The following is a 12420-nucleotide window of genomic DNA, read 5'->3' as shown; positions in this document are numbered from 1 at the left end:
CTAATGTGCAAAAAAGGCGCCCCTATGAGCGCCTATCGTCAATTCCTTTGCAGTTTATACCGCTTTGCCGTCTGGGACAAAGACGTAGCCTAGGCCCCATACCGTTTGAATGTAGCGCGGCTTACTTGGGTCAACCTCAAGCATGCGACGCAGACGCGAGATCTGTACGTCAATCGAGCGCTCCATCGCCGAGTATTCGCGACCACGTGCCATGTTCATCAGCTTATCGCGCGACATAGGCTCACGTGCGTTAGTCACCAAAGCTTTCAGCACCGCAAACTCACCAGAAGTCAGTGGCATTGGCTCCTCGCCGCGGAACATCTCACGCGTGCCAAGGTTTAGGCGAAACTCGCCAAACTCCACCACGGCTTCTGCAGAGCTTGGTGCGCCCGGCGCTTCGACGTTTTGTCGGCGCAGTACTGCTTTGATGCGCGCTAGAAGCTCGCGTGGGTTAAACGGTTTTGGCAGATAATCATCCGCGCCAACCTCAAGACCAACAATACGGTCAACCTCATCGCCCTTGGCGGTCAGCATCAGGATTGGCAGCGTGTTGTTGGCATTACGCAAGCGACGACAAATCGACAAGCCGTCTTCACCTGGCAGCATCAGATCCAGCACCATCAGGTTAAAGCTTTCTCGCGTTAAAAGACGGTCCATCTGCTCACTGTTTGCCACACTGCGTACTTGGAAGCCTTGCTCCGTTAGGTAGCGCTCGAGCAACGCACGCAAACGCGCATCGTCATCGACCACTAGAATCTTGAAGTTTTCTTGCATGAAACCATCCTACTAAATAGGTTATTACTCACCGACTGTCCCTTGGTGGCGTCAATCGGAGGCAGTTATTATCGCTAAAATGTAACACTTTTCGCGCTAAGGCGCTGTGGTTAATTGTTAATGAGTATTTCTTATACAAATCGGCAGAGCAAATTGGCCTAAAGCCCCGATTTATCGTACTCGATGGCATTCACAAACCACTCTTTCGGCCCTTCTGGGGTGTGGACCACAAACTCATCATCGACCTCTTTTTTCAGCAGTGCTCTCGCCATGGGAGAGTCGATGGAGATGTAGCCTTTTGAGTCGCCGTAGATCTCTTCAGGGCCGACAATACGAAAGCGCTTCACATCGCCCTGCTCGTTCTCAATCTCAACCCAAGCGCCAAAGAAGACCTTGCCCTCCTGCTGCGGAGAGTAATCAACAATGGTGACCTCGGGGAGGAACTTGCGCAGGAAACGCACTCGGCGATCAATCTGGCGCAACAGGCGTTTATTGAAGGTGTAATCGGCATTCTCACTGCGATCGCCAAGGCTGGCTGCCCAGGTGACGATTTTGGTCACCTCGGGGCGCTTCTCGTGCCAAAGATGATCATGCTCTTGCTTGAGCTTATTGTATCCCTCGCGGGTAATTAGTTTTGTTTTCACAGGCGTTTTTTCACAGCTATGGGCTGGCTTACTTTTTGGGCGGCACCATCGTGTGCCGCCACTTGGCTAACAGGCTTGGCTGTCTGAATTAAGGGTTTGGATTATCAGTATACAGATACTGCTCATCGCTGCTGACTACCGCACCATACTTGAGGAAGTTCTTACCCAAAATCATGCTGTACTCAAAACGTGAGCGATCTTGCAGGTTCACCCGCACTTGCTGCTCCACCTCACCGAGTTTGATGTTCATCTTCACCACCGGGCGAATATTGGTCTCCTCCCCCGCTTTAGCTCGAATGCGCATCACATCGACCACCTCAAGGGTAAAGTCTTGCTCTTGTCCTAGGCTGTTACTGTAGGTAAAACTGACCATCTGTTGGCCATCGCGCTCAAACTGCTCGATGTTGGTGGCGTTAATCGAGGTCACGTCTGCCCCCGTATCTAACTTGGCGGGAAAGGTGAGCCCTTCAACCGTCACTTGTTCGACGTACCCGGCCTTGAATAACGGGTAGCTATCAAGAATGTACTCGGTACGCGTGTCCACCAGCAGCTCGCCCTGTGCCAAAGTTTGGCCTAAAACGAAGTGAGCTTGCGTTTCATCCCCTGACAGCTCTCCAAGTGCAATCTCATAACTCTCAGTACTCTTGCCAAGTGTTAGCTCTGCTCGGATGATTGGGCGCACTGTCTCGCCAACGCGCACCTTACGCTCAACGGGTTTGGTGATCCGCACCGGCTCACCGCGCTGGTCAGTCAGGGTAAAGGTCGCGAACTCGCTCTTGCCCTTCTTCTCAAGCTCAAACTCACTCACGCGCAGCAGCGAGGTCTGAACCACAAACGAGGGCTCCGCAGGCAGCGGAATGCCATCGATTTCCACCTGCTCGACCGGAGAGAGCACCAGCGGTTTCTCTGCTAGTGTCGCTTGGTAGCTCATGCCTTCTCCATCGAGCCACTGGTTGCGGTCGGTATCGATCATAAACCATTGATTGAGGATCTCATGACCAAGGCGCAAGGTGGAGCTACTCTTGCTGCGATCGGCCGGGTAGCCGAGCACCATCTTGGTTCCAAGGTGACCAAATTCGACCGGTAGATACACCAATGGGCGCTCATTACCTGAGATACGTGCGGTGCGCACCAACGGCAAGGTCATGGCTTTGGTGGATTTATCATTGCCATGCAAGACAAAGCTCACCTGGCGTTTTTTCTCATCCACTTCGATATCAGTGGCATGGAAGATACTGTAGCGATTGGCCAGCGATAAACTGGTGGTGTAATCCAGACCCTCGACGCTGACCACCTCACGCTTACCGATCAACTGCGCATCCGATTGAGCTTGGAGAAAATCGTAGCCGGTAAATACCCAGGCGTTTTCCTTAAGGAAGGTCTTACCAATCAGGATCGGCGCCGAGAAATGGGCTCGGTCGGTAAGATTGATTTCTGTCATCACTGTCGTGCCCGCGATGGTCAGTGGCAGCTCTATTACTGGGCGATAGATCGGCTGCTCGCTGGTACGGCTGCGCACCACACTCGGTCTGTGCAGTGGGCGCTCAACACGTACTAATTCACCCGTATAGGGATGTGGGATCACAAACGACACAACGCCAGCGACTCTCTCAGCATGCTCGGCAAAACCGGTTCGCCAGGTCATGGTTTTCACCCCGCCGAGATCCTCAACAATCTGCATCAACAGTTCTTCGTTTTTGAGGTCTTGGTATTTAGGGTTGTTGCTGTAAATCTCCACATCCAATGCATGCATCGAGGTGGTATCAGCGCCGGTGTCAATCTTGCCGGTAAAGGCCACTCCCTCCAACTCTGGGATCTGGTCGTAGTAGACGTTTTCAATCCCACCAAGAACCGGCAGACCATCAAGCTCAAAAGCCGGGTGCTGGGTGGTCGCTTGAAAAGTGCTGTTTGACTGCGCGGTGACAGGGGTAGCTAAAATCAAAGCCAGGCTCGCTGTAAGGGTAAGTGCTTTTTTTCTCATTTTTATAGTCCGTGAGTTATGGCACTGGCTGAACACTGTCAGCCGGACTCGTCACATAATGGGTAGATTGTCCCAGAAATGACGTGCGACATCATTTAAATCTTATACCCAAGTGACCTCAATATGCAGATTCAGAGCCAATATACTGACTTATATCAAGGAAAATGACTGCAGACATGGCCATCCATTTCAAAGACATTTGACGCGGAGATAAGTCAGTATATTGGCTCCCATAGGGCGAGTTTGCTTGGCTCGCAGCCTGCGTTGGCCACTTTCGCTTTAGAGCCACTAAATCTTCAAGTGGCCGCCTTGGCTGCAAACCAAGCAAATCTCGCTGAAACTACATCTTGAGGTCACTTGGGTATAGGAGTTATTAAAAGTTTTGACACGTTTCTTACTGTTGTAAATGTCGAATTGGAAATAATTGTTACCCAGTGAGAGGGGTCTGGCATTGCAAAAGTTCCTTATTACCCTCATATCTTGTCATTAAGCACTAACAACGAGGCCATCGGAATGAGCCAAACTATCAATCAACAGCTTGCAAGCGAGCTGAGTGTGCGCCTTGACCAAGTCACGGCAGCTGTGACCCTAATCGATGACGGTAACACCGTCCCATTTATTGCCCGCTATCGTAAAGAAGCCACCGGTGGTCTGGACGATACTCAGCTGCGTAACCTAGATACGCGCCTGAATTATCTGCGCGAGCTTGAAGATCGCCGCGCGACAATCCTCAATTCAATTCAAGAGCAAGGCAAGCTTACTGCAGAACTAGAGCAATCTATCCGTGAAGCCGACAGTAAAACGCGCCTTGAGGATCTTTATCTGCCCTACAAACCAAAGCGTCGAACCAAAGGCCAGATTGCGATTGAGGCCGGACTTGAACCGCTTGCTGACCAGCTTTGGCATCACCCGCAAACCGACCCAGAGGCAGAAGCTACCGGCTACATCGATGCCGATAAGGGTGTGGCAGACAGCAAAGCTGCGCTTGATGGCGCACGCGCGATCATCATGGAACGCATCGCTGAGGACGCAGACCTGCTTGAGAAAGTGCGTAAGCATCTGAATCTTAATGCGCAACTGCAAGCTAAGGTTGTCGCAGGACAAGAGCAAGCAGGTGAGAAATTTAAAGACTACTTTGAGCACAATGAATCACTGAGCAAGGTGCCATCGCACCGTGCACTGGCGATGCTGCGTGGTCGTAATGAGGGCGTACTGACGCTGGCAATGAATGCTGACCCTGAGCAGGAGGAAGGCGTGCGCCAGTCCTACTGTGAGACCCTGATCGCTGATCATTATGGCATCACCCTGAGCAGCGCCCCTGCCGACGCATGGCGCAAACAAGTGATCAGCTGGGCTTGGCGGATCAAGGTTTCAATGCATATGGAAACCGAGCTGATGGGCGCCATGAAAGAGCGCGCGGAAATCGAAGCAATTGAGGTCTTTGCCACGAACCTCAAAGATCTACTGATGGCCGCACCTGCAGGCCCACGTGCCACGCTAGGTCTTGACCCTGGCCTGCGCACGGGCTCAAAGATTGCCGTGGTTGATGCCACCGGTAAGGTGCTCGCGACCGACACCATCTACCCTCACCCACCGCAAAACCAATACGACAAAGCGGCGCAAGTAGTCGATCAACTCGTGCGCAAGTTCAATGTGGATTTGATTGCCATCGGTAACGGCACCGCTTCGCGTGAAACCGACAGCTTCGTGGCTGACCTTATCAAGCGCGGCAACCTCAAAGTACAGAAAATCATGGTCAGCGAGGCCGGCGCATCGGTTTACTCGGCATCAGAGCTAGCAGCGAAAGAGTTTCCTAACATGGACGTATCACTGCGCGGCGCAGTGTCGATTGCTCGTCGTCTGCAAGACCCGCTGGCAGAGCTGGTGAAGATCGACCCTAAATCGATTGGTGTCGGCCAGTACCAGCACGATGTCAGTCAAACCATGCTGGCAAAACGTCTTGATGCTGTGGTCGAGGACTGTGTAAACGCCGTGGGTGTGGATGTGAATACCGCCTCAGCCGCGCTACTCAATCGAGTGGCCGGACTGTCTACCACTATTGCGCAAAACATTGTCGCGTACCGCGATGAGAACGGTCGCTTTGATGCGCGTACTAGCCTGAAGAAAGTCCCACGCCTCGGCCCTAAGGCCTTCGAGCAGTGTGCGGGTTTCTTGCGCATCATGGAAGGGAAAAACCCTCTTGATGGCTCAGCGGTGCACCCAGAGGCCTACCCGGTAGTCAAAGCGATTGCCGAAAAGAACAGCAAAGACATCAAAGCCCTAATTGGTGACTCTGGCTTCCTTAAGTCACTGCACGCAATCGACTACACCAATGACAGCTTCGGTGTACCGACCGTGACCGACATCATCAAAGAGCTGGATAAGCCAGGCCGAGACCCTCGCCCTGAGTTTAAAACCGCGACCTTTGCTGAGGGGGTGAACAAGGTTTCTGATCTTGAGCCGGGGATGATCCTGGAAGGCGTGGTGTCTAACGTGGCGAACTTCGGCGCGTTTGTGGATATTGGCGTGCATCAAGATGGCCTAGTGCACATCTCAGCCCTAACCGACCGCTATGTGGCTGACCCACGTGATGTGGTTAAGGCAGGCGATATCGTTAAGGTTAAGGTGATGGAGGTTGATATTCAGCGTAAGCGGATTGGCCTTTCGATGCGCCTCAAGGATGAGCCTGGGCAGGATAATCGTAGCCAACGCAGCGCGGCTCCACGTGATAAGGCACCTCACGATAAGGCATCTCGCAGTCGACAGCAGCGCCAACGCAACGAGCCTGCCGGCAATAGTGCCATGGGCGGTGCATTTGCTGCGGCGTTTGCTAAAGCGAAAAAGTAAGCCGCTTAAGTCTTCAAAGAAAGAGACACCAAAGCAGTAGCCCTCACTTCTCACCAAGTGAGGGCTTTTTTAATCCTTTGACTACAGTACCGCAATCACATCGGAAGGAGGGTGTGGCGCCACGCTGTGTCCATAGTGATACTTAATCACCGTACGCCGCCGCGCCATATGCCCCTGCTCAATCGCAGCGTCAATGATCCGCTTGGGCAGTTTAAAGCGAATGGTGTAGCCCATGCCCTGATTCTCACTGTAACTCTCCAGTGCCAGCAAACTAAACAGACGTTCCAGCTCATTTTGGGGCGCGTCGTCCTGCTCTTCATCAAGCTCATAGTCTGGGTGCTCTGCGGGGTCCCAAGCCGACTCTCTTTGACGCTTGTCGTCTTGTTTAATCTTTCTCTCTGCATTGGCCTTGGCCAACTCTACCGCTGGCTTGACCGCCTCACTGGTGCGATTCTCACGCGCAACCTGTTCTGTCTGTACATTCACAGAGGGAGCGATCAGCGGCATGCTGACGTTGTTGGGTGAAACAATCATCGCTCCTCCTTATTCATCGTACTCGCGAGAGTCAGTGCTTCATCGGTTTATCTATACCTTTATCGACAGCAAAATGAAAATACTTAGCCAATAAATGCAACTAGGCGCTGATTAAATGCGTCCGGCTCAGTGATAAATGGCGCGTGTGAGGAGTCAGTAAAAATATGCTGGCCACTCTCCGGCAGTAAGGCTTGCAGATCACTGGCTACCTTGACCGGAACTAAACCATCCAAGCGACCATACAATCGCAGTAGCGGCTGCTGAAGCTGCTGAAGTGCGCTGCGCAGGTCATGCTCGGCCAATAGAGACAAGCCTAGCTCCAGTGCGCCCGTTTTCGGTGTAGGTCTGGATAGCACCGCTTTCTTGATGGTTTTGACATCCTGACGCGCTGAGGGACTGCCCATCGCTTGCAGGCCCATAAAACGCTCAATCGTCGCGGTGAAGTCCTCTCGCAGCTGGTCGGTAAATGCACTCAAGACCTGAGGCTTTATCCCCCGCCATGGCAAGTCCGCAGCAAACTTAGGCGAGCTGGCGACCGTCACCAGCTTGGTGACCCGCTGTGGATGAGAGAGCGCAACCTGGGTGGCAATCAAACCTCCTAGCGACCAGCCTATCCAAACTGCCTGTGGCGGTGCACTTTCTAGCAATCGCGCAACGATCTCATCCATATTACAGGCATGGACATGCGCAGAATGACCATAGCCTGGCAGGTCGACAATATGCACTCGATATCGCGCACTAAGCGCCTCTGCAGTCGCTTGCCACACTGCGCCGTTCATCCCCCAGCCGTGGAGCAAGATAACATCCTCCCCTTGACCTGTGCTTTGCCAGTGCAACTGCTCTGCTTGGGCTGTGTCCATGATCGCAAACTCTCCTACTTTAATCGGCCATTGCCTGTATCAATCTCAGCCAGACTTGTGGGATGACCCATAAACCGTGCGAGCTATTTTATAAACTATGGTATCGAATTGGTGGCAAAAAAACATCGCTCGACTGACTGTCCCGAGCTGTTGCTTGTGCGCTCTGCCGATCGCTAAATCACAACTTTTAGGCACTAATCAAGCTTTTTGGTGTACAAGCTGCCGCGGTGCTATCGTTGAGCCTAATCGCTGCCAGCGCTGCGGCGCACCGACCAATCAACCGACTCTTCATTGCGGTCAGTGTCTGAGATCACCGCCCCTGTGGTCGAGCCTAACCTGCCTCAATCAATATCACCCACCTCTGAGTCAGATCATTCATCAGCTTAAGTACCAGCGCAGCTTTTGGCTGGCTCGCCCACTCGCCCTTGAGCTAGCCAGTCAAATTCGCTCTCCCGCGCCGCTCATCACTTGTGTGCCGATGCACTGGCGCAGAAGATGGTGGCGCGGTTTTAATCAAAGCGAGCACCTTGCCGCCTTTCTCAGTCAGCACTTTGATACTCAATTTGACCCCTGGTTATTTCGTCGCTGCCGTCATACTCGCCCGCAGAGAGGGCTGACCGCCAAGCAGCGCCAGCGCAATATCCGCAGTGCCTTCACACTCAACTCTATCCCGCATCATAAGCACATCGCCATCGTGGATGATGTGGTCACCACAGGTGCGACCGTTGAGCAGTTATGCAAATTACTGCTTGATGTTGGTGTAGAAACCATTGATATTTATTGTATCTGTCGCACGACAGCGGACGACTGAGCGCTGCTATCACCATGTCTTTCTTCAGCCAACGACCAAGCCATATTAAATAATAGGGTCAAATAAAAGACTAGATTTCAGCGCTTTCAGGAGTAGAATACAAAAATAGTTTACAAAATTAGTCAGGTATTAGCCGTGTCAAATCCAATCAGCATTTCAGAAGCCGCTCAAGCTCACTTTGCCAAGCTATTGGCGCAACAACCCGAAGGGACTAATATCCGTGTCTTCGTCGTTAACCCAGGCACTCAAAACGCCGAGTGTGGTGTATCTTACTGCCCACCAGAAGCCGTTGAAGCCACCGACACCGAGTTCAACTATGAACCCTTTTCTGCCTTTGTCGATGAACTCAGCCTGCCGTTCCTAGAGGACGCAGAGATTGACTACGTGACCGATAAGATGGGCTCACAGCTGACCCTAAAAGCACCCAACGCCAAAATGCGTAAGGTCTCTGACGACGCGCCTCTGATTGAGCGTGTTGAGTATGTAATCCAAACCCAAGTGAACCCACAACTCGCTGGCCACGGCGGCCACGTAAACCTAGTTGAGATCACCGAACAAGGCGTCGCCATCGTTGCCTTCGGCGGCGGCTGTAACGGCTGCTCAATGGTCGACGTCACCCTAAAAGAAGGCATCGAGAAACAGCTTCTACAAGAATTTAGCGGTGAACTGACTGGCGTGAAGGATGCGACAGAGCATCAGGCTGGGGAACACTCTTACTACTAACTTCGTTAGTCAGGGGCGGGGACGCTACGCTGCGAGGTTCGGGTAAGCTGCGCTTCGAGGGGTGCACGCTGTTAGCTCGATAGAAGCATAAGCAAATGCACTCGCTTCCCGTATTAAGAAAAGCACACTATTTACTAGAGTCGAGCAAAGCTCGACTCTTTTGCTTTTGGCTTTTACTCGCTCCTCGTAGGACGAAGTCCGCACCCGAACCCCGCCCCTGATCATTCCCTGACCTAAAGTTTTCACCTATAGTAGACCTATCCACCGCAATAACAGCGCCCACCGCGCGTGAAAAAAGGGGTTTCTTTTGAAAAAACGCACCCAACCTAAGATTCTTGACACTCGAGTGGCTGCTCAGTCGCGCCTGTTTACGATTGAGGCGCAGGATTTGGAGTTCAGTAATGGCACTCGACGCACCTATGAGCGCATGAAGCCGAGCGGGCGCAATGCGGTAATGATGGTGCCGGTGACCGACAGTGGTGATCTTTTATTGGTGCGAGAGTATGCGGCGGGGACTGAGCGTTATGAGCTCGGGTTTCCTAAGGGATTGATCGATGTGGGGGAAACCCCGGCGCAGGCGGCAAACCGTGAGCTGAAGGAAGAAATTGGTCTTGGTGCGCATCAAATGGTAGCACTCAAAGAGGTGGTACTTGCACCATCGTACTTCTCTAGTAAGATGACCTTGTTTGTCGTCAAAGACTTATACCCAGAAACACTCGAGGGTGACGAGCCAGAGCCGCTAGAGATTGTTCGCTGGCCACTGGCGCAAGCAGAAGAGTTGCTCACCCATCTCGATTTTTGTGAGGCGCGCAGTATTACCGCATTGTTATTAGCGCTGCGTTATCTACACGCCCAATAACCCATACCTACTTATGGATAGGCTAGGTAAGACTGATAGGATTTTGCATGACCACGCCCAGTGATTTGTCTCCTCTGATCCCCAATGTTATCGAGATTGCCCGCTCGGCCGGTCAATTGATCTTGGATATCTACCAAAAAAAGCAGTACGAGGAGTACACCAAATCGGATGAGACCCCAGTAACCAGCGCAGATATCGCGGCCCATAAGCTGATCACCAAACACCTCTCCGAGCTGACACCGGATATCCCAGTGCTCTCAGAAGAGGCCGCCGACATTAGCTTAGAGCAGCGTTCACAATGGAGTCGTTACTGGTTGGTTGACCCCCTTGATGGCACCCAAGAGTTTATCGCTCGCAGCGGTGATTTTGCCACCATCATTGCCCTAGTGGATAATCATCGCCCGGTAATGGGTGTGGTGTACGCGCCAGTGTCTGGCGTGACCTATTATGCCTACCACGGCAAGGGCGCTTGGAAGATCCCTGAGATGGATGAGAGCGTGCGGATCAAATCGCACCTTCACCCGGGCCCAAGCCAGTCAATCGCCATCGCCATCAGTCGCCGCCAAGACATCAACAGCATCACCAACCGCCTTAGCTCGGCCTGGAACTATGAGCTTGTCCCACTAGGCTCAGCCGCACTCAAGGCCTGTCTCGTCGCCGAGGGTGCCGTCGATTGCTACCTACGCCTTGGCCCAACCGGCGAATGGGACACCGCCGCCACCCAATGCATCGTCGAAGAAGCCGGCGGCCGCATCCTCAACACCCACCTAGAGCCCCTATCCTACAACCAACGCGAAACGCTAGAGAACCCGAACTTTATTGTGCTGGGGGACGAATCGTTGGACTGGGAAAGTATTATTATCCACAAGGGATAATAGAGGCGAGAATCGAGAGGCGAGAGGCGAGAAAGTTCTTCGCTCGCTTCTAGACACTGGAAAACTTCATTTCTGGCACGTGTTGGAAAGATGTGCTTTGAGTACACAGATACAAATAACCCTATCATTCAAGATAGGGTTATCTTCCAAAGGCTAAACCGCTAGCCAATATAAACGGAAAAGTCACAACAACCTCCCCCTCGAGCGCAGCGTACTCGCAGTGAAACGATCTCGCCTCTCGATTCTCGGCTCCTTAGAGCCGCCCGCTTTGTCTCAACTGATACCGCCCTTGCCCATCCGGCTGGCCCAAAAAGCTCAGCTGATTAGCCAGAATCGATGGGAATTCCTCTTCTGGTTTGAACCAGGCTTCTGACTGGTATTGATTGTTTGCTTGCAGTTGGGCGCTGAACTCGCCGCTGACTTGGGCACTTTGCAGTGTGCCTTGGACTTGCCATTGGCTGTCTTGGCAGCTGATGTCAGCAATCACAGGGCCAAGCACTAGCGGACCAATTGGGGTGCTTAGCTCGCCCGTCGACCAAGCCAGCGTGCCCTCGGCTGCGGCGCAATAGGGCTGATCGAACTGATAATCGCGCATGGTCAGCTCAACTTGACCGAGCGCGTTAATCGGCACTGGGGTTGGCATCTGACTCATCACAAAATCGGCTGGGATTGAGGCGACGAACTGCTCGGCGTAAGGGCCTGAGAGGCCAACACCCACTGTGCCACGACCACGCAAGTCAATCGGGCTACCGCGACCAAAGCGGATATCGGCTTCAATTCGAGCGGTGAACATCGACCATGGCTTTACCTGCCACTGCAGCTCACCTAACTGCTGGCCCTGCGCGCTAACGCGCTGCACTTGACCATTCCAGATAGTGCCCGATACGCCCTCAACCTGCGCGATCTGATTCGGCAGATAGTTAAGCGCGAAGCTGGCTGGGAGATGCGCGATCACACTGACGACAAACACACTCAGACACAGCAGTGAAATCAGAATAACTCGACGCATTAATTGGCTCCCTTTTGAAATTGCAGGCGCTTGACATCGACAAGCCCCGCGCGCTCGGTGCGGTCTACATCAAGGAATGCCACCTCAACACCTTGTTGCTCTTTTAAATAAGTGATCCAGTTGAGTAACTGAGTAAAGGCAATCGGCTGAATCCAAACCTGCATCATGTCATCACGCGGGGTCATACGAATGATCTCCACACTGTAGCGACTGGCAGAAGAGTAGATCAGTTGGTTAAGCGGCTGATCGCTTAAGACAATCCCGCCCTGCGCGCGCAGCTCAACCAGCTCATCGGCCTTGCTCGATACCCAGCCAAGTAGCTGTCTCTCTGAGTCGATGCGCGTGCGCGCGGCCTCTGCGCGCGACTGCAGCGGCTTGATAAGCCCAAGATACAGCAGACTTATCGCCAGCAAGACACCGCACACGGATACCAAGCGCTGCTCACGTACCGACAGGCTGTACCACCAGCTTTTTACGTTGGTCAATAGCTCCATGATACTCCC

12 protein-coding genes are annotated in these 12420 nt (G+C 52.9%); 5 read left to right on the top strand and 7 right to left on the bottom strand.

Annotation, left to right across the window (positions count from 1 at the left end):
- Window positions 1–54 precede the first annotated feature (54 nt).
- The 3 genes from ompR to ACSTTG_RS15285 all read right to left on the bottom strand — a co-directional run bounded on the left by ompR (window position 55) and on the right by ACSTTG_RS15285 (window position 3399).
- Window positions 55–774 carry an osmolarity response regulator transcription factor OmpR gene (gene ompR / locus ACSTTG_RS15295; RefSeq protein WP_438459798.1) on the bottom strand — a complete coding sequence of 240 codons (720 nt, stop codon included), beginning with the start codon at window positions 772–774 and terminating at the stop codon, window positions 55–57.
- 158 nt (window positions 775–932) lie between these two features.
- Window positions 933–1418 carry a transcription elongation factor GreB gene (gene greB, locus ACSTTG_RS15290; RefSeq protein WP_438459797.1) on the bottom strand — a complete coding sequence of 162 codons (486 nt, stop codon included), beginning with the start codon at window positions 1416–1418 and terminating at the stop codon, window positions 933–935.
- An 88-nt stretch (window positions 1419–1506) separates the two neighbouring features.
- Entirely contained in the window at window positions 1507–3399 is a 1893-nt protein-coding gene (locus ACSTTG_RS15285) for a putative ATP-dependent zinc protease (RefSeq protein ID WP_438475420.1), read from the bottom strand.
- Window positions 3400–3912: 513 nt separating this feature from the next.
- Between ACSTTG_RS15285 and ACSTTG_RS15280 the strand changes: the two genes are divergently transcribed.
- On the top strand, window positions 3913–6246 hold the full coding sequence (locus ACSTTG_RS15280) for a Tex family protein (RefSeq protein WP_438475419.1): 2334 nt from the start codon (window positions 3913–3915) through the stop codon (window positions 6244–6246).
- 81 nt (window positions 6247–6327) lie between these two features.
- On the opposite strand, the gene ACSTTG_RS15275 is transcribed toward ACSTTG_RS15280, so the two are convergent.
- Together ACSTTG_RS15275 and bioH are read right to left on the bottom strand one after the other, a co-directional pair.
- Window positions 6328–6780 (bottom strand): ATP-dependent Lon protease, encoded by a 453-nt coding sequence (locus ACSTTG_RS15275; protein ID WP_438459794.1) that lies wholly within the window; start codon window positions 6778–6780, stop codon window positions 6328–6330.
- Between the two features lie 83 nt (window positions 6781–6863).
- Complete coding sequence (gene bioH, locus ACSTTG_RS15270; RefSeq protein WP_438475418.1) at window positions 6864–7640, bottom strand: pimeloyl-ACP methyl ester esterase BioH; 777 nt, start codon at window positions 7638–7640, stop codon at window positions 6864–6866.
- Window positions 7641–7737: 97 nt separating this feature from the next.
- Here bioH and ACSTTG_RS15265 point away from each other — a divergent pair, with 97 nt between their 5' ends.
- From ACSTTG_RS15265 to cysQ, 4 genes are all read left to right on the top strand, one after another.
- Window positions 7738–8451 carry a ComF family protein gene (locus ACSTTG_RS15265; RefSeq protein WP_438475417.1) on the top strand — a complete coding sequence of 238 codons (714 nt, stop codon included), beginning with the start codon at window positions 7738–7740 and terminating at the stop codon, window positions 8449–8451.
- A 135-nt stretch (window positions 8452–8586) separates the two neighbouring features.
- The gene (gene nfuA / locus ACSTTG_RS15260) at window positions 8587–9174 is read left to right on the top strand and encodes a Fe-S biogenesis protein NfuA (protein WP_438475416.1); all 588 of its coding nucleotides are present in this window, start codon (window positions 8587–8589) and stop codon (window positions 9172–9174) included.
- A gap of 307 nt (window positions 9175–9481) precedes the next feature.
- On the top strand, window positions 9482–10033 hold the full coding sequence (nudE, locus tag ACSTTG_RS15255; RefSeq protein ID WP_438459790.1) for an ADP compounds hydrolase NudE: 552 nt from the start codon (window positions 9482–9484) through the stop codon (window positions 10031–10033).
- A gap of 47 nt (window positions 10034–10080) precedes the next feature.
- Window positions 10081–10908, top strand: coding sequence for a 3'(2'),5'-bisphosphate nucleotidase CysQ (cysQ, locus tag ACSTTG_RS15250; RefSeq protein ID WP_438459789.1), 828 nt, complete (start codon window positions 10081–10083; stop codon window positions 10906–10908).
- A gap of 253 nt (window positions 10909–11161) precedes the next feature.
- Here the strand turns inward: cysQ and ACSTTG_RS15245 are convergent, their stop codons facing one another.
- Complete coding sequence (locus ACSTTG_RS15245; RefSeq protein WP_438475415.1) at window positions 11162–11917, bottom strand: type II secretion system protein N; 756 nt, start codon at window positions 11915–11917, stop codon at window positions 11162–11164.
- Window positions 11917–12414: a type II secretion system protein M gene (locus ACSTTG_RS15240; RefSeq protein WP_438475520.1), complete on the bottom strand. Its 498-nt coding sequence runs from the start codon at window positions 12412–12414 to the stop codon at window positions 11917–11919. Before ACSTTG_RS15240 ends, ACSTTG_RS15245 begins: the two co-directional genes overlap by 1 nt.
- Between the last annotated feature and the right edge of the window lie 6 nt (window positions 12415–12420).

This window comes from Vibrio glycogenivorans (assembly GCF_051660965.1).
Taxonomy (GTDB): domain Bacteria; phylum Pseudomonadota; class Gammaproteobacteria; order Enterobacterales; family Vibrionaceae; genus Vibrio.
Note: the sequence above shows the minus strand (reverse complement) of the source record. Positions and strands in the feature narration are given on the sequence as shown.

Excerpts from the sequence above, each read along its gene's own strand:
- ompR (WP_438459798.1), bottom strand. The coding sequence starts at position 774 with ATGCAAGAAAACTTCAAGATTCTAGTGGTCGATGACGATGCGCGTTTG.
- ACSTTG_RS15275 (WP_438459794.1), bottom strand. The coding sequence starts at position 6,780 with ATGATTGTTTCACCCAACAACGTCAGCATGCCGCTGATCGCTCCCTCT.
- ACSTTG_RS15280 (WP_438475419.1), top strand. The coding sequence starts at position 3,913 with ATGAGCCAAACTATCAATCAACAGCTTGCAAGCGAGCTGAGTGTGCGC.
- bioH (WP_438475418.1), bottom strand. The coding sequence starts at position 7,640 with ATGGACACAGCCCAAGCAGAGCAGTTGCACTGGCAAAGCACAGGTCAA.
- ACSTTG_RS15245 (WP_438475415.1), bottom strand. The coding sequence starts at position 11,917 with ATGCGTCGAGTTATTCTGATTTCACTGCTGTGTCTGAGTGTGTTTGTC.
- ACSTTG_RS15285 (WP_438475420.1), bottom strand. The coding sequence starts at position 3,399 with ATGAGAAAAAAAGCACTTACCCTTACAGCGAGCCTGGCTTTGATTTTA.
- cysQ (WP_438459789.1), top strand. The coding sequence starts at position 10,081 with ATGACCACGCCCAGTGATTTGTCTCCTCTGATCCCCAATGTTATCGAG.
- ACSTTG_RS15265 (WP_438475417.1), top strand. The coding sequence starts at position 7,738 with ATGGTATCGAATTGGTGGCAAAAAAACATCGCTCGACTGACTGTCCCG.